This window comes from Mycobacterium sp. (assembly GCF_046330795.1).
In the GTDB taxonomy this organism is placed as follows: Bacteria; Actinomycetota; Actinomycetes; order Mycobacteriales; family Mycobacteriaceae; genus Mycobacterium.
Genome location: NZ_JAXLSA010000002.1, coordinates 702,463 through 717,935 on the forward strand (window position 1 = coordinate 702,463; position 15,473 = coordinate 717,935).

Here is a 15,473-nt window from a genome sequence, read left to right on the forward strand (position 1 = left end):
CGCGTGAAAACCCGCGATTTGCGCGAGAACTCACTTCCAGTCGATGACCGCGACGTCCTTGCGCTCGGTGATCGGGCGGGCGAGTTCCTGTTCGACACAGATGCGCTGGAGGTTCTCCAGCGTCTCGTCCAAGCCCGGCCCCAACGGCTTGCCGGGGGTGAACGTGGCGGGCAGATGCCGCATGCCCTGGATGACGCCGATGGTGTCGTAGTGCACCGTGCCCTCGGGGTCGCAGACATAGTCCGGCATCCGGTCGAGCACGGCGGTCAGCATCGACTTGAACACCGTGCGCGCCACGTTGGAGCCCGCGCAGCGGTGCAGGCCGAGGCCGAAGCTGAAGTGCCGGTTGCCCTGCCGGTCCAGGATGACTTCGTTCGGGCTCTCGAACACCGACGGGTCCCGGTTGGCCATCGCCCACGAGATCCACAGGCGCTCACCCTCTTTGAAGTGATGGCCGTCGAACTCGGTGTCTTCCGAGAAGGTGCGGCCGTCACCCGGTGCGGGGGTGAAGTAGCGCAGGAACTCCTCGGTGGCGGGGTTGAGCAGGGTGTCGCGCTCGCGGGACAACAGCTCACGTTCGGCGGGATGCTCGCCCAGCCATTCCAGCGAGTGCGCCGTCAGCGCGGTGGTGGTGTCGAAGCCCCCGCCGATGATCAGGCCCAGGTTGCCCAGGATCTCCAGATCCGGTGCGGGTTCGCCGTCGATCTTCATCGACACCAGCGCATTGACCAGACCGGGCCGCGGGTTCTCCTTCACCTCGTTCATGGTGTTGACCAGGTCGATGCCCATCTCCCGGTGCATCGCCGCGACGCGCTCGGCGTCCGGCGAGTGCTCGGGGGTGTAGACCGCGGCATGGGTGGGCTCGCTGTAGACCGCCCATTTCTTGAGCGGGATGCCCATCATGGCCAGCGTCAGGACCGCCGGGACGATGTTGGCCAGATCGTCGACGAAGTCGATGCGCCCGGACTCGATCTTCTCGTCGAGGGCCGCGCGCACGATCTCGTCGATGAACGGCGCCCAGCGCTTCACCGCGGCGGGGGACAGGTAGGGGTTCAGCGCGTCGCGGTAGATCTTGTGCTCGGGGTTGTCCATCTCCAGGATGCCGCCGCGGACCATGTTGACCCGCCGGGCCGACGGGATCGCAATGCCCTTGTAGCCCTTGCGTTCCCCGTGGATGTCGTGGTCGGCGGAGACCGCCGGGCAGCGGGCGAGTTCGAAGACCTCCTTGCTGCCGGCGGCGACCCAGTGGCCCTCATAGGTGTCCGACCACGCCATCGGGCAACGGGACTGCATCTCCTCGGTGATCTTGGTGAACTGCAGCCGGTACTCCGGGGTGTGCCGGTCGAAGTGGTAGCTGTTGCGGTTCTTGTCCTCGTCGGCCGCGACGGTGTCGTCGATGCTCACGCGGTATCTCCTCGGGGCTCCATGGATCCTGGCGTCATTCGATGACGATGGCCTGCTCGGGGCAGGAGTGGGCGGCTTCGCGGACGGCGTCCTCCTGGTCCTCGGGCACGATCTCGTTGACCGCCGACGAGTGGCCGTCGACCTCGTCGAGTTCGAACGCGTCGGGGGCGATCATCGAGCACAGGGTGTGGCCCTGGCACTTGTCCTTGTCTACCCAGACCTTCATGTTTTCTCCTCTGACGGCGAACCAGGCTGTGCGGCAATGCTATCGGCCGTTGCGGCCGGGATCAGACGTGGTAGTCGTACCACTTCAGGTAGCCGCCGGCGTCGACGCGCAGTTGCATACCGGTGACGTAGCGCGACTCCTCGGAGGCCAGCCACAGCACCGCGTTGCTGATGTCCTGGGGTTCGATCCACGGCACCTTCATGGCCTGCTGGACGTAGAACACCGGCTCGGCGTCACCCTTGGTCGGGTGCTCCAGGTCGGGCCGGAACGACTGATACATCGGCTCGCTCTGCAGCATGTCGGTGTTGCAGTTGGTCGGGTGGATGACGTTGGCGCGGATGCCGCGCACCGCCAGTTCGGTGGCGAGGTAGTGCACGTACTCGGAGATGAGCCGCTTGGAGACCATGTATCCCATGCCGCCCGGGTCCCCGCCGGGGTTGGGCTTGTTGTGCGCATCCATCAGCGCCGCGGCGGAGGCGGTCGCGATGATCGACGCGCCCTCCTTCAGATGGGGGAGCGCGACCTGGATGGCGTTGATGGTGCCGACGAAGTTGGTGTTGATGCCGTCGGTCCAGGCCTGCATCGGCGGCTGGCCCTTCATGGCTGCGATGCCGGCCTGCGCGACGACGATGTCGAGTTTGCCGAACTCGGCGATCCCGCGGTCGAGGGCCTCCTTGAGTTGGCCGGCCTCCCGGACGTCGGCCTGGGCGGTGACGATCCGCTGCCCGGTCTTCTCGACGTAGTTCTTGGTCTCCTCGAGATCCTCGGGGCGGGCCATCGGGTAGCCGATGGTGTCGATGTCGGCACAGATGTCGACGGCGATGATGTCGGCGCCCTCTTCGGCCAGCCGGATGGCGTGGCTGCGGCCCTGCCCTCGGGCGGCACCGGTGATGAATGCGACCTTGCCTTCAACGCGTCCCACTGTTGTCCCTTCGGATGTGCGTATCGGAGTGTTGTGCGGTGTTCACGTGCCTCATCGCGACGGCTGGCGAGCAGCTGTCGTCTCAAGCGTCAAGAATCGCCCTTTCGATTATGAGAACCGTACTCTCGGCGACGGCTGTCACGCAAGGTTTGTGAACTAACAGTCTTGAAATGCGCGGACTCGGTGAAATCGGCCGCCCGGGTTTGGTTGACAGCGAGGCCCCGGTGCTGATTAGTTGCTACAGTTCTCCCCTGGCGAATGCAGGATTCGCGGATGATGAGAATCCAGTTATCACAAGTTCGGACTCACACGTTCTAAGACGTTCAACGAGGAGGTTCGGGTGGCATCCCCCGACACCATCGCCAACGCGACCACGGACGGCAACCAGGTTGACCGGCGCATGCTGATCGGCGGCAACCTGGTGGAAAGCGGCAGCGGCCGCCGGTTCGCGAGCCTGAATCCCGCCACCGGCGAGGTTCTGGGTCATGCTCCCGATGCGACGGTCGCCGACGCCGAGGCCGCCGTCGCCGCCGCGCGCACCGCGTTCGACGCCACCGACTGGGCCACCAACACCGAGTTGCGGGTGCGTTGCCTCCAGCAGTTGCACGCCGCCCTCGTCGAGCACCGTGGCGAGATGGGGCAGCTGACCACCGACGAGGTGGGTGCCACCCCGGCGCTGCTGGCCGGCGCCCAGTACGACCAGCCGGTCGAGATCGTCCGCTACTACGCCGAACTGCTGAAGACCTATCCGATGACGGATGATCTCGGCAACATCGAGAGCCGCGGCATGCTGCACCACCGCTGGGTGGAGAAGGAAGCCGCCGGCGTCGTCGCCGCGATCATCGCCTACAACTATCCGAACCAGCTGGCCCTGGCCAAGCTCGCGCCCGCGCTGGCCGCCGGCTGCACGGTCGTCCTCAAGGCCGCGCCCGACACGCCGCTGATCACGCTGGCGCTCGGCGAACTGATCGCCAACCACACCGACATCCCGGCCGGAGTGGTCAACGTCCTGTCCGGCGCCGACCCCGAGGTGGGCGCCGTGCTGACCACCAGTCCCGACGTCGACATGGTCACCTTCACGGGCTCCACTCCGACGGGCCGGGCGATCATGGCGGCCGCGAGCAACACCCTCAAGCGGGTGTTCCTCGAACTCGGCGGCAAGTCGGCGGCCATCGTGCTCGACGACGCGGACTTCAACATGGCGGCGCTGTTCGCGGCGTTCTCCATGGTCACCCACGCCGGCCAGGGCTGCGCGCTCACGTCGCGACTTCTGGTGCCGCGCAAGCACAAAGACGAGATCGTCGAGCTCATCAAGACCAACTTCGGCCATGTCCGCTACGGCGACCCGAACGAACCGGGCACGTACATGGGCCCGCTGATCAGTGCCAAGCAGCGCGACAAGGTCGACGGCATGGTCAAGCGCGCCGTGGCCGCGGGAGCGTCCCTGGTCACCGGCGGCGAGAAGAAGGATCCCGGCTTCTTCTACACCCCGACCCTGCTGGCCGACGTCGACCCGGACAGCGAGATCGCCCAGGACGAGGTGTTCGGCCCGGTGCTCGCGGTGATCGCCTACGAGGACGACGACGATGCCGTGCGCATCGCCAACAACTCCATCTACGGGCTGTCCGGCGCCATCTTCGGCGGCCAGGAACGCGCGCTGGCGATGGCGCGCAAGATCCGCACGGGCACCTTCTCGATCAACGGTGGCAACTACTTCAGCCCGGACGCGCCGTTCGGCGGGTACAAGCAGTCGGGCATCGGCCGCGAGATGGGTGAGGCCGGCCTCGACGAGTTCCTGGAGCGCAAGACGTTCGCGACGGTGCTCGGCCCCGTCGAAGCAGAGGCGGACAAGTCATGAGTCGTCCACTCGACGGGATCCGCGTCCTCGAGGTCGCCATGTACGGCTTCGTTCCGTCCGCCGGAGCGGTGCTCGCCGAATGGGGCGCCGACGTGATCAAGGTCGAGCACGCCGTCACCGGCGATCCGCAGCGCGGGCTGCGCCAGACCGGTCCGTTACGGGTCGAGGGTGATCCCAACCCCAACATCGAGCACGCCAACCGCGGCAAACGCAGTGTGGGCCTTGACATGTCGGTTCCGGAAGGGCGCGAGGTCCTGCTGGAACTGGCGCGCCGGTCCGATGTGTTCCTGACCAGTTTCCTGCCCGGTCACCGGCAGAAGTTCGGCATCGACGTCGACGACATCCGGGCGGTCAACCCGAAGATCATCTACGCGCGCGGTAGCGCGCTGGGCCCGCGCGGCCAGGAGGCCAACAAGGGCGGCTACGACATGACGGCGTTCTGGTGCCGGGCCGGCACCGCCGCCACCATCACCCCCGAAGGGGTCGACGGCATGGTGGCGCCGCCCGGGCCGGCGTACGGCGACACGATCTCCGGCACCAACCTCGCCGGCGGCATCGCGGCGGCGCTGGTCAAGCGCGAGCGCACCGGTGAGCCGTCGGTGGTCGACGTGTCGCTGCTCGGCAGCGGCCTGTGGGCGCTGGGCCACACGGTCGCACTGACCAATCACCTTCAGCAGCGGTTGGTGGCCCAGCCGCCGGGGGTGCACGGTTCGCCGATCAACCCACTCGTCGGCGTCTACCGGACCAAGGACGACCGGTACATCTCGTTCGTGATGATGCAACCGACGAAGTTCTGGGCCGACGTGTGCCGCCACATCGACCGCGCCGACCTGATCGACGACCCGCGGTTCGCCACCGCGGAGTCCATCGCCGAGCACACCGCCGACGCGGTGGCGATCCTGGGCGAGGCCATCGCGACCCGCACCCTGCCGGAGTGGAGCGAGCGGTTCGCCACCCTGGCCGGGCCGTGGGCCCCGGTCCAGGACACCCTGCAGGCGGCCGGCGACGCTCAGATCCGCGCCAACGAGTACATCGTGCGCGCGGGCGAGCTGGAGCTCGTCGCCAATCCCGTCCAGTTCGACGTCGAGGCGCCGCACACCGGCGGGGCTCCGGGCTTCGCGGAGCAGACCGACGACGTGCTGCTCGAGCTCGGGTTGGACTGGGATCGCATCATCGAGCTCAAGACCGCCGGAGCGGTGACGTAGCCAGGGCTACGTCACGTAATGGATACAGTAAGGTTCACCGAATGCTTTCCACGGCCACCATCGGCACCCTCCTACCCGACGGGGGCTGTGACGCGTATCGCATCACCCGCGCATGGGCGGACGGCGTCACGCCGGCGGCGGCGCACGGGGCTCCGGCCACGTCGGGTCCTACACTCCGTGGCACGGATGTAGCGGATGTTGCTGAAGTTCACGATTTCTTCACCTGGATCGGCCGCATCGGCTATGAAGATCAGGACTTTGGCGCCCGCACGACGGCTCCTGCGGTCACAGCCCACGACAGCCCGGGAGGTCCCGACTAATGGCAGAACGGTGGTCGGTCGGGGTTCCGGTGTTGCGGAATATGTCGGGGCCGATGCAGGCGATCGGTGGGTTGTTCGCGATGTCGGCCGATGCGGTGCGGTTTGTGTTCAAGCGGCCGTTTCAGTGGCGGGAGTTTTTGGAGCAGGCGTGGTTTGTGGCGCGGGTGTCGTTGGCGCCGACGTTGTTGGTGGCGATTCCGTTCACGGTGCTGGTGAGCTTCACGTTGAACATCTTGTTGCGGGAGTTGGGCGCGGCGGATTTGTCCGGTGCGGGTGCGGCGTTCGGGGCGGTGACGCAGATCGGTCCGTTGGTGACGGTGTTGATCGTGGCCGGGGCGGGCGCCACGGCGATGTGTGCCGATCTGGGGTCGCGGACCATTCGTGAGGAGATCGACGCGATGGAGGTGCTGGGCATCAACCCGGTGCAGCGTCTGGTCACCCCGCGGATGCTGGCCTCGGGGTTGGTGGCGTTGCTGCTCAACAGTCTGGTGGTGATCATCGGCATCCTGGGCGGCTATGTGTTCAGCGTGTTCATCCAGGACGTGAATCCGGGGGCGTTCGCGGCCGGGATCACCCTGTTGACCGGGGTGCCCGAGGTGATCATCTCGTGCATCAAGGCCGCGTTGTTCGGGTTGATCGCCGGGTTGGTGGCCTGTTATCGGGGATTGACCATCAGTGGGGGTGGGGCCAAGGCGGTGGGCAATGCGGTCAACGAGACGGTAGTGTATGCGTTCATGGCGTTGTTCGTGATCAACGTGGTGGTCACCGCTATCGGCATCCGGATGACGACCCACTAGAGGGGCGGCCGACATGGGTACGACGACATTGTTGCGGCAGCGCTTCCCGCGGGCGATCAGCCAGTTCGGCCGGCCGGTGGGGTTTTTCGCCGGGCTGGGGGATCACATTCTGTTCTACGGCCGGGCGCTGGCCGGGGTGCCGCACGCGGCGGTGCATTTCCGCCGCGAGATCATCCGGTTGATCGCCGAGATCTCGATGGGTGCCGGCACGCTGGCGATGATCGGCGGCACCGTGGTGATCGTCGGCTTTTTGACGCTGGCCGCCGGCGGCACGCTGGCCGTGCAGGGGTATTCGTCGCTGGGCAACATCGGCATCGAGGCGCTGACCGGGTTCTTGGCGGCGTTCATCAACGTGCGGATCTCCGCGCCGGTGGTCGCCGGGATCGGCCTGGCCGCCACGTTCGGGGCCGGGGTGACCGCCCAGCTGGGCGCGATGCGGATCAACGAGGAGATCGACGCCCTGGAGTCGATGGGCATCCGGCCGATCGAATATTTGGTCTCGACCCGGATCGTGGCCGGCATGATCGCGATCACCCCGCTGTACTCGATCGCGGTCATCCTGAGCTTCCTGGCGTCGAAGTTCGTCACGGTGGTGCTCTTCGGGCAGTCCGCCGGCTTGTACAACCACTACTTCAACACCTTCCTCAACCCGATCGACCTGTTGTGGTCGTTCCTGCAGGCCGTCCTGATGGCGATCACGATCCTGTTGATCCACACCTACTTCGGCTACTTCGCCACCGGCGGACCCTCTGGGGTGGGTGCCGCCGTCGGCAACGCCGTGCGCACCAGCCTGGTCGTCGTCGTCGCCGTCACCCTGCTGGTCTCCCTGTCCATCTACGGCGCCAACGGCAACTTCAACCTCAGCGGGTAAGAGGGACACACGGTGACAGAGATCAATTCGGGACGCGGGGCAAACCGCGCTCTTGTGGGCACCCGCAAGGAAACGCCCGGCTGGGTCCGGCCGCTCGCCGGGCTGCTGACCGTGCTGGCGATCATCGGGGTCGTCGCGCTGGCGATCGGGCTGTTCCGGGCCAGCTTCACCAAAACCGTTCCGCTGACTGTGCTTTCGCCGCGTGCGGGCCTGGTGATGAACCCCGACGCGCGGGTCAAGATGCGCGGCGTGCAGGTCGGCAAGGTGGTCTCCATCGACAACCGTCCGGACGGCACCGCGGCGCTGCACCTGGCGATGGATCCCGGGCAGATGCACCTGATCCCGGCCAACGTCACCGCCAACATCGCGTCCTCGACGGTGTTCGGCTCGAAGTTCGTCGAACTCGTCCCGCCGCCGTCTCCGTCGGCCAATGCGGTGCAGCCCGGTCAGGTCGTCGACGCCGAGCACGTCACGGTCGAGATCAACACCGTCTTCGAACAATTGGTCAACGTCCTGGACAAGATCGATCCCGCCAAGCTCAACGAGACGCTGGGCGCAATCGGCAAGGCGTTCAACGGCCGCGGCGAGAAGATCGGTCAGACGCTGTCGGACTTCGACCACCTGCTGGCCAAACTCGACCCGAGCCTGCCCAATCTCGAACACGAGATGCAGGGTCTGCCGGCGGTCGCCAATGCCTATGCCGACGCCGCCCCGAACCTGATGAAAACGGCGGACAACGCGGTGAGCATCAGCAACACGCTGGTCTCCGAGGAGACCGCACTCGACGCGGCGCTGGTCAACGTGATCGGCCTGGCGGACGTCGGCAACGAGGTGCTCGGCGGTAACCGCCAGGCGCTGGCCGAGGTCACACATCTACTGGTGCCCACCACCGAGCTGCTCGACCGGTACAACGACCACGTGCGCTGCGCCATCGGCGGTATCGCGCCGTTCGCCAGGACCCCCCCGCTGCCGGACCCCGGCGTGCTGGTGTCCACGTCGTTCGTCATGGGCATCGAGCGCTACCGCTACCCGCAGGATCTGCCGAAGGTCAACGCCAAGAGCGGCAACCTGTGTGAGTCGCAGAAGCTGCCCAAGATCCCGCCGGAATGGTTCCCGCCCTTCGTGTCCGCCGATGTCGGCGCGAATCCGTGGCAGTACGGAAACCAGGGCATCCTGCTGAACTCGGCAGGCCTCAAGGAATGGCTGTTCGGTCAGACCGACGGACCGCCGCGCAACGTTCTACAGTACGGACAGCCAGGATGACGGGTTCGCGCAACACACTGATCAAGTTCGGCGTCTTCGCGGTCATCATGGCGGTGCTGACGGTGTTCCTGTTCATGACGTTCGCCCAGGTGCGCACGGGGTCGGGCAACGACTACTCGGCTGTCCTGGCCAACGCGTCGCGGCTCAAGAAGGGCGACACCGTGCGCGTCGCCGGAATCCGGGTCGGCACGGTCAACGACGTGAAACTGTTGGCGGACCGCAACATTCAGGTCGATTTCGACGCGGACAAGAGCATCGTGCTCACCACCGGCACCAAGGCGGCGGTCCGCTACCTCAACCTGACGGGCGACCGGTACCTCGAACTCGTCGACTCACCCGGGTCGACGCGCATCATGCCGGCGGGTTCCCAGATCCCGCTGGACCGCACGCTGCCCGCGCTCGATCTCGACCTGTTGCTCGGCGGCCTCAAGCCGGTGATCCAGGGCCTCAACCCCAAGGACGTCAACGCGCTCACGTCGGCGCTGGTTCAGGTCTTCCAGGGCCAGGGCGACACGCTGGAATCGTTGATGACGAAGACGTCGTCGTTCTCGAATACGTTGGCGGACAACAATCAGGTGATCGAGCAGCTGATCGACAACCTGCACACCGTGATCGGCGAACTCGGTGACAACGGCAAGCAGTTCTCCAATGCCGTCGACCGGTTCGAACAGGTGGTCACCGGCTTCAAGCAGGACCGCGATCCCATCGCGACGTCGATCGATTCGCTCGACAGCGGCACGGCGTCGATAGCGGATCTGCTGAGCCAGGCGCGTCCGCCGCTGACCGGCACCATCAACGAACTCGCGCGGGTGGCGCCGCTGCTCGATCAGGGCAAGGACCGGATGGACATCGCGATCCAGCGTCTGCCCGGCAACTACCGAAAGCTGGCCCGCCTGGGCGCCTACGGCAGCTTCATCCAGTACTACCTGTGCGGCGTGACCATGCGCGTCACCGATCTGCAGGGTCGCACCGCGGTGTTCCCGTGGATCAAGCAGACGACCGGAAGGTGCTCTGAGCCAGATGCTTAAGTACCGCGGATCCAGCCTGATCAAAGCCGGGTTCATCGGCAGCATCCTGGTGCTGCTGGTGATCGCCATCGGCCTGCAGCCGGCGCGGATCGTGGAATGGGCGTCCAATGTCCGTTACTCGGCCCGGTTCGACGAGCTGGGCGGACTGATGTCCGGCAACGACGTCACCGTGTCAGGCATGAAAGTCGGTTCGGTGCAGGACATCTCGCTCGACGACGGCGAGGCGCTGGTCACCTTCTCGGTCAAGGGCAACGTCCCGCTGGGTACCCAGACCACCGCACACATCCAGACCGCGACCCTGCTGGGGCAGCGCATGCTGACCCTCGAGTCGGAGGGCGACCGGCGTATGCACCCGCTGGACGTGATCCCGGCGTCGCGGACGTCCTCGCCGTACTCGCTCAACGATGCGCTGGGCGACCTGGCCACCAACACCGCCGGCACCGACACCGCGTCGCTCAACCAGTCGCTCGACACGCTGTCCGAGACGCTGGACCGGATCGCGCCGCAGCTCGGTCCCACCTTCGACAGCCTGTCGCGGTTGTCGCAATCGCTGAACAGCCGCAACCAGACACTGGGTGACCTGTTCAAGAGCGCCGCCGACGTCAGCGGGATCCTCTCCGAGCGCAGCAATCAGGTGAACACGCTGATCCTCAACGCCAACGATCTCGTCGGCGTCCTCAACGACCGGCGGATGGCCATCGCCAGCCTGCTCGCGAACACCACCGTGGTCGCCCAGCAACTCAAGGGCCTGGTCGCCGACAACGAGAAGCAGCTGGCCCCCACGCTGGACAAGGTCAACGACGTGACGGCGATGCTGGAGAAGAACAAGGAAACCATCGAGAAGGCACTGCCCGGTTTCGTGAAGTTCCAGCTGACCCAGGGTGAGACGGTGTCCGGCGGGTTCTACTACAACGCCTTCATCCCCAACATCACACTGCCGCAGATCATGCAGCCGTTCCTGGACTACGCGTTCGGCTTCCGGCGCGGCGTGGATGCCGGCCAGCCGCCGGACAACGCCGGCCCGCGTGCCGAATTCCCGTGGCCTTACAACGGTATTCCCGGAGGTTCGCGATGAAGCGCCGTCCGTTCGTCGTGGGCGCGGCCATCGCGCTGGTGGCTCTGCTGGTGGCGGGAGCGATCTTCCTGGTGCGCCAGACGGCGTTGGCGCCCAAGAAGATCACCGCGGTGTTCACCACGGCCAGCTCGATCTACCCGGGCGACGAGGTGAAGGTGGCCGGCGTCACGGTCGGCACCATCGCGGCGATCGAGCCGCTGGGAACGCAGACCAGGTTCAGCCTGCGCATCGACCGGGACGTCCCGATCCCGGCCGACGCCAAGGCGGTCGTCGTCGCGCCCAACCTGATCTCGGCCCGCTATGTGCAGTTAACCCCCGCCTACAAGCACAACGGCGGCCCGTTGATGGCCGACGGCGCGACCATTCCGCTGGAGCGCACCGCGGTGCCCGTCGAATGGGACGAGGTCAAGACGCAGCTGACCCGCCTGGCCGACGAGCTCGGCCCGAAAGCCGGTGAGCAGGGCGGTGTTTCGGGCACCTCGGTGTCCCGGTTCATCAACAGTGCGGCTGATGCGATGGACGGCAACGGGGAGAAGTTGCGCTCGACGCTCGCGCAGTTGTCGGGTGTGAGCCGCATCCTCGCCGACGGCAGCGGCAACATCGTCGACATCATCAAGAACCTTCAGGTTCTGGTCACCGCGCTGAAGAACAGCAGCACGCAGATCGTCCAGTTCCAGAACCGGCTGGCGACCCTGACGAGCGTGATCGACGACAACAGCTCGGATCTCGACAGCGCGCTGAGCACGCTGTCGTCGGCGGTCGGCGACATCAAACGGTTCGTGGCCGGCTCTCGCCAACAGGTCAGCGACCAGGTCCGGATGCTCGGCAATGTGACCCAGGCGTTGGTCAACCAGAAGACGGCCCTGGAGAACGTCCTGCACATCGCACCCAACGCCTTCGCCAACGGCTACAACATCTACAACCCGATGTACGGCGACTACGCCGGCGCGTTCGCGCTGCCGAACATGTCGAATCCGCTGCACTTCATCTGCGGGGCGATCGGTGCGGTCGAGAACGTCACCGCGCCCGAGGCGGCCAAGCTGTGCTCGCAGTACCTCGGCCCGGCGCTGCGGCTGCTGAGCGCCAACTCCATCGTTCCGATTCCGATGAACCCGTACCTGGGTCCCTCGGCGAACCCGGCCGACATCGTCTACACCGATCCCCATCTGATGCCCGGCGGCGGCGGCACGGTTCGCCCGCCCGAACCGCCACCCGCGGTGTCGGCTTACACCGGCGCCGGCGACATCCCGCCGCCGCCGGGCTGGGGCGCCCCACCGGGGCCGTCCACCGGCATCAACGCGCCCAACGGGCTGCCGGCGCCGCCGGAGCCGAAGCTGCTGCCGAACCAGCCGCCGTTGGCCCAACCGCAGACGGCGATGCCGGCGGGAGTGCCGACCGCGCCTCCCGCCGTGGCTCCCGAAGCGCCGCCGCCGGCCACGTTGCCCGGCGTACTGCTGCCGGCCGAGGCGCCGGCGGCGCCGGCACCGGCTGAAGGGACGCCAGGGTCATGAGCGCGATGTCCAGGTTGTCCAGATCCCGGCGCGTCATCGCCGCGGGCGGAGCCGTCGGTGTGGTCGTGGCGCTGACGTCGAGTGGCTGCGCGTTCCAGGGCGTCAACTCGCTGCCGCTGCCCGGTGCGGTGGGCCGCGGTCCGGACGCCAAGATCTATCACGTCGAAGTCGCCAACATCGCTACGCTGGAATCGAATTCGCCGGTGATGATCGGTGACGTCGTGGTCGGCAGTGTCGGCAAGATGACCGTCAAAGACTGGCACGCCGACGTCGAGGTGTCCGTGAAGCCGGACGTGGTCGTTCCCGCCAATGTCGTTGCGACGGTTGGCCAAACCAGCCTCCTGGGCTCGATGCACCTGGCGCTGAACCCGCCGATCGGGCAGCAGCCCAGCGGTCGGTTGCCGGCCGGTGCGACGATCCCGCTGAGCAAGTCGTCGACCTATCCGACCACCGAGAAGACCCTGGCCTCGCTGGCGGCGCTGGTCAACGGCGGCGGCCTGGGCCAGATCGGCGACATCATCCACAACTTCAGCACCGCGATGTCGGGCCGGGAGGCCGATGTCCGGGATCTGCTTGTGCGACTGGACGATTTCGTCTCGGTCCTGGACCGCCAGCGCGAGAACATCGTCTCGGCCATCCAGGATCTCAACCGGGTCGCGGCGACGTTCGCGGGCCAGAAGGACGTCATCAACCGGGTGATCCACGAGGTGCCGCCGGCGCTGGACGTGCTGATCAAGGAACGGCCGCGGATCACCACCGCGCTGCAGAAACTGGGCACGCTCAGCGACACCGCGACCCAGCTCGCCAACGACGCTCAGGCGGATCTGGTGACCGACCTCAAACATCTGGAACCCGTCCTGCGCGCCTTGGCGAACGTCGGGCCCGACCTTCCGGTCGCACTGGGTTACGCACCGAACTTCCCGTACAGCCAGGGACTCATCGACCGCGCGGTCCGCGGCGACTACATGAACCTGTTCGCGGTGTTCGACCTGACCATCCCGCGGCTCAAGCGCACCCTGTTCCTGGGCACCCGCTGGGGTGAGGAACACGCGAAACTCGTTCCGGCACCGGGTGATCCGTTCTACCTGAACTACACCTACAAGCCGATGGACGCGCCGCTGGCGCCGCCACCGCCGGACCAGGCGGCACCGCCCGGCCAGGCCGACGAAGCGGACGCCGTCCAGACGGGATCGGTCATGCCCATGCCGCCCGTCGACGGTCCCGTGCTGCCGGTGGTGCCGCCGACCATGATGTCGCCGATGGGCGGCCCGGTGACCGTCGAGACCACCAACCAGGTATTCGCCGGTCCGTACGCCGCTGGAGGTCACTGATGCTGACCCGTTTCGTCCGAACCCAGCTGATCATCTTCACCATCGCGTCGATCGTCGGCGTGGCGGTGATGATCTTCACCTACATGCAGGTGCCGACGCTGCTGGGCATCGGCAAGATCAACGTCAAGCTGCAGTTGCCCGCCACCGGCGGCCTGTACCGCTTCAGCAACGTGACCTACAACGGCGTGCAGATCGGCAAGGTCACCGACATCAAGCTGACTCCGGCGGGTGCCGAGGCGACGCTCATGCTCGACCGGTCGCCCAAGGTGCCGACGAACCTGAAGGCCGAGGTGAAGAGCGTCTCGGCGGTCGGCGAGCAGTTCGTCGACCTGCGCCCGCAAACCGATTCGGCGCCGTATCTGCAGAACGGCTCGGTGATCCCCGCCGATGTCACGTCGATTCCGCAGGCCGTCGGACCGATGCTGGACAAGGCGAGCAAGCTCGTCGAGAGCATCCCGGGGGACCGGATCTCCGATCTGCTCGGCGAATCGTTCAAGGCGTTCAACGGCGCCGGTTACGACCTGCAGTCGTTGCTGGACTCGGCGTCGAAGATCACCGGTGACGCGAACGCGATTTCCGACCAGACCCGTGCGCTGATCGACGACAGTGCGCCGCTGCTGGATTCGCAGGTGCAGACGACCGACGCGATCCGGCAGTGGTCGCGGAGCCTGGCCGGCATCACGACCACGATGACCAACCGGACCGCAGACTTCCGGAATCTGCTCCAGCAGGCACCCGGTACGGCACAAGAGGTTTCGCACCTGCTGAACGACGTCAAGCCGACGCTGCCGGTGCTGCTGGCCAATCTGACGACGGTCGGGCAGATGCTCGTCACCTATAACGCCTCAGTCGAACAGCTGCTGGTGTTGTTGCCGCCGTACATCGCGGCTCAGCAGGCCTACGGCCTCGCGACCAGCAACGCGTCCGGCTTGCCGTTGGGCGAGTTCGCCCTCGAGTCCAGCGATCCGCCACCGTGCACGGTGGGCTTCCTACCGCCGTCGCAGTGGCGCAGCCCGCAGGACCAGACCGACGTCGACACACCCGACGGCCTGTACTGCAAGCTGCCGCAGGACTCACCGCTCGACGTGCGCGGCGCGCGTAACTTCCCGTGCATCAAGCAGCCGGGCAAGCGGGCGCCCACCGTCGAAATCTGCGACAGTGACAAGCCTTTCGAGCCGATCGCGATCCGTCAGCACGCACTGGGCACCTATCCGTTCGACCCCAATGCCATCGCGCAGGGTGTGCCGCCGGACGATCGGATCAACACGGGCAGCGACAACCTCTTCGGCCCGATGGAGGGGACCCCCAGGCCGCCGGCGGTCGGGGTACCACCACCCGCCGCGCCGGACGTGGCACCGGTCGCGCCGGCCGCGGGTCCACTCCCGGGACCTGCCGCTCCGGCGGAGGCTCCCGCGGCGGTGCCGCAGGGCACCGGTCCGGCCCCCGGGCCCGCCGTGGTCCCGCCGGCAGCCGGCGACCCCGGTGCGCCGCTCGTGGCGCCGAGTGCGAATCGCGGGGGAGCGCCCAAGGTGGCGTTCGCGCCCTATGACCCCAAGACCGGCAGCTATCTGGGGCCGGACGGTCAGATGGTTCGGCAGACCAACCTCGTTACGGGCGGTCAGACGCAGACGTGGAAGGACATGCTGCCCAGCTGATTTCGCG

General features: G+C 66.8%; 13 protein-coding genes. 10 read left to right on the forward strand and 3 right to left on the reverse strand.

Going from position 1 to position 15,473, the window contains the following annotated elements:
* Window positions 1-30 precede the first annotated feature (30 nt).
* The 3 genes from U0R18_RS10575 to U0R18_RS10585 all read right to left on the reverse strand — a co-directional run bounded on the left by U0R18_RS10575 (window position 31) and on the right by U0R18_RS10585 (window position 2,552).
* Window positions 31-1,404 (reverse strand): cytochrome P450, encoded by a 1,374-nt coding sequence (locus U0R18_RS10575; RefSeq protein WP_526368117.1) that lies wholly within the window; start codon window positions 1,402-1,404, stop codon window positions 31-33.
* 34 nt (window positions 1,405-1,438) lie between these two features.
* Window positions 1,439-1,630: a ferredoxin gene (locus U0R18_RS10580; RefSeq protein WP_526368118.1), complete on the reverse strand. Its 192-nt coding sequence runs from the start codon at window positions 1,628-1,630 to the stop codon at window positions 1,439-1,441.
* Window positions 1,631-1,691: 61 nt separating this feature from the next.
* Window positions 1,692-2,552 carry a mycofactocin-coupled SDR family oxidoreductase gene (locus U0R18_RS10585; RefSeq protein ID WP_526368119.1) on the reverse strand — a complete coding sequence of 287 codons (861 nt, stop codon included), beginning with the start codon at window positions 2,550-2,552 and terminating at the stop codon, window positions 1,692-1,694.
* A 400-nt stretch (window positions 2,553-2,952) separates the two neighbouring features.
* On the opposite strand from U0R18_RS10585, the gene U0R18_RS10590 reads away from it, so the two are divergent.
* From U0R18_RS10590 to U0R18_RS10635, 10 genes are all read left to right on the forward strand, one after another.
* Window positions 2,953-4,410, forward strand: a complete 1,458-nt coding sequence (locus U0R18_RS10590) for an aldehyde dehydrogenase family protein (RefSeq protein WP_526368299.1) — start codon at window positions 2,953-2,955, stop codon at window positions 4,408-4,410.
* Window positions 4,407-5,615: a CaiB/BaiF CoA transferase family protein gene (locus U0R18_RS10595; RefSeq protein WP_526368120.1), complete on the forward strand. Its 1,209-nt coding sequence runs from the start codon at window positions 4,407-4,409 to the stop codon at window positions 5,613-5,615. Before U0R18_RS10590 ends, U0R18_RS10595 begins: the two co-directional genes overlap by 4 nt.
* 319 nt (window positions 5,616-5,934) lie before the next feature.
* Entirely contained in the window at window positions 5,935-6,732 is a 798-nt protein-coding gene (locus U0R18_RS10600) for an MlaE family ABC transporter permease (RefSeq protein ID WP_526368121.1), read from the forward strand.
* Window positions 6,733-6,745: 13 nt separating this feature from the next.
* Window positions 6,746-7,603, forward strand: a complete 858-nt coding sequence (locus U0R18_RS10605; RefSeq protein WP_526368122.1) for an MlaE family ABC transporter permease — start codon at window positions 6,746-6,748, stop codon at window positions 7,601-7,603.
* Window positions 7,604-7,657: 54 nt separating this feature from the next.
* On the forward strand, window positions 7,658-8,866 hold the full coding sequence (locus U0R18_RS10610) for an MCE family protein (RefSeq protein WP_526368300.1): 1,209 nt from the start codon (window positions 7,658-7,660) through the stop codon (window positions 8,864-8,866).
* Entirely contained in the window at window positions 8,863-9,894 is a 1,032-nt protein-coding gene (locus U0R18_RS10615) for an MCE family protein (RefSeq protein ID WP_526368123.1), read from the forward strand. The genes U0R18_RS10610 and U0R18_RS10615 overlap by 4 nt, the downstream gene beginning before the upstream one ends.
* Window positions 9,887-10,969 carry an MCE family protein gene (locus tag U0R18_RS10620; protein ID WP_526368124.1) on the forward strand — a complete coding sequence of 361 codons (1,083 nt, stop codon included), beginning with the start codon at window positions 9,887-9,889 and terminating at the stop codon, window positions 10,967-10,969. The genes U0R18_RS10615 and U0R18_RS10620 overlap by 8 nt, the downstream gene beginning before the upstream one ends.
* On the forward strand, window positions 10,966-12,480 hold the full coding sequence (locus U0R18_RS10625) for an MCE family protein (RefSeq protein WP_526368125.1): 1,515 nt from the start codon (window positions 10,966-10,968) through the stop codon (window positions 12,478-12,480). Before U0R18_RS10620 ends, U0R18_RS10625 begins: the two co-directional genes overlap by 4 nt.
* The gene (locus tag U0R18_RS10630; protein ID WP_526368126.1) at window positions 12,477-13,811 is read left to right on the forward strand and encodes an MCE family protein; all 1,335 of its coding nucleotides are present in this window, start codon (window positions 12,477-12,479) and stop codon (window positions 13,809-13,811) included. Before U0R18_RS10625 ends, U0R18_RS10630 begins: the two co-directional genes overlap by 4 nt.
* Complete coding sequence (locus U0R18_RS10635; protein WP_526368127.1) at window positions 13,811-15,466, forward strand: MCE family protein; 1,656 nt, start codon at window positions 13,811-13,813, stop codon at window positions 15,464-15,466. The genes U0R18_RS10630 and U0R18_RS10635 overlap by 1 nt, the downstream gene beginning before the upstream one ends.
* The last annotated feature ends 7 nt before the right edge of the window (window positions 15,467-15,473 follow it).

Coding starts and splice junctions, on each gene's coding strand:
- U0R18_RS10580 (WP_526368118.1), bottom strand. CDS start 1,630: ATGAAGGTCTGGGTAGACAAGGACAAGTGCCAGGGCCACACCCTGTGC.
- U0R18_RS10625 (WP_526368125.1), top strand. CDS start 10,966: ATGAAGCGCCGTCCGTTCGTCGTGGGCGCGGCCATCGCGCTGGTGGCT.
- U0R18_RS10590 (WP_526368299.1), top strand. CDS start 2,953: ATGCTGATCGGCGGCAACCTGGTGGAAAGCGGCAGCGGCCGCCGGTTC.
- U0R18_RS10630 (WP_526368126.1), top strand. CDS start 12,477: ATGAGCGCGATGTCCAGGTTGTCCAGATCCCGGCGCGTCATCGCCGCG.
- U0R18_RS10605 (WP_526368122.1), top strand. CDS start 6,746: ATGGGTACGACGACATTGTTGCGGCAGCGCTTCCCGCGGGCGATCAGC.
- U0R18_RS10620 (WP_526368124.1), top strand. CDS start 9,887: ATGCTTAAGTACCGCGGATCCAGCCTGATCAAAGCCGGGTTCATCGGC.
- U0R18_RS10595 (WP_526368120.1), top strand. CDS start 4,407: ATGAGTCGTCCACTCGACGGGATCCGCGTCCTCGAGGTCGCCATGTAC.
- U0R18_RS10615 (WP_526368123.1), top strand. CDS start 8,863: ATGACGGGTTCGCGCAACACACTGATCAAGTTCGGCGTCTTCGCGGTC.
- U0R18_RS10600 (WP_526368121.1), top strand. CDS start 5,935: ATGGCAGAACGGTGGTCGGTCGGGGTTCCGGTGTTGCGGAATATGTCG.
- U0R18_RS10635 (WP_526368127.1), top strand. CDS start 13,811: ATGCTGACCCGTTTCGTCCGAACCCAGCTGATCATCTTCACCATCGCG.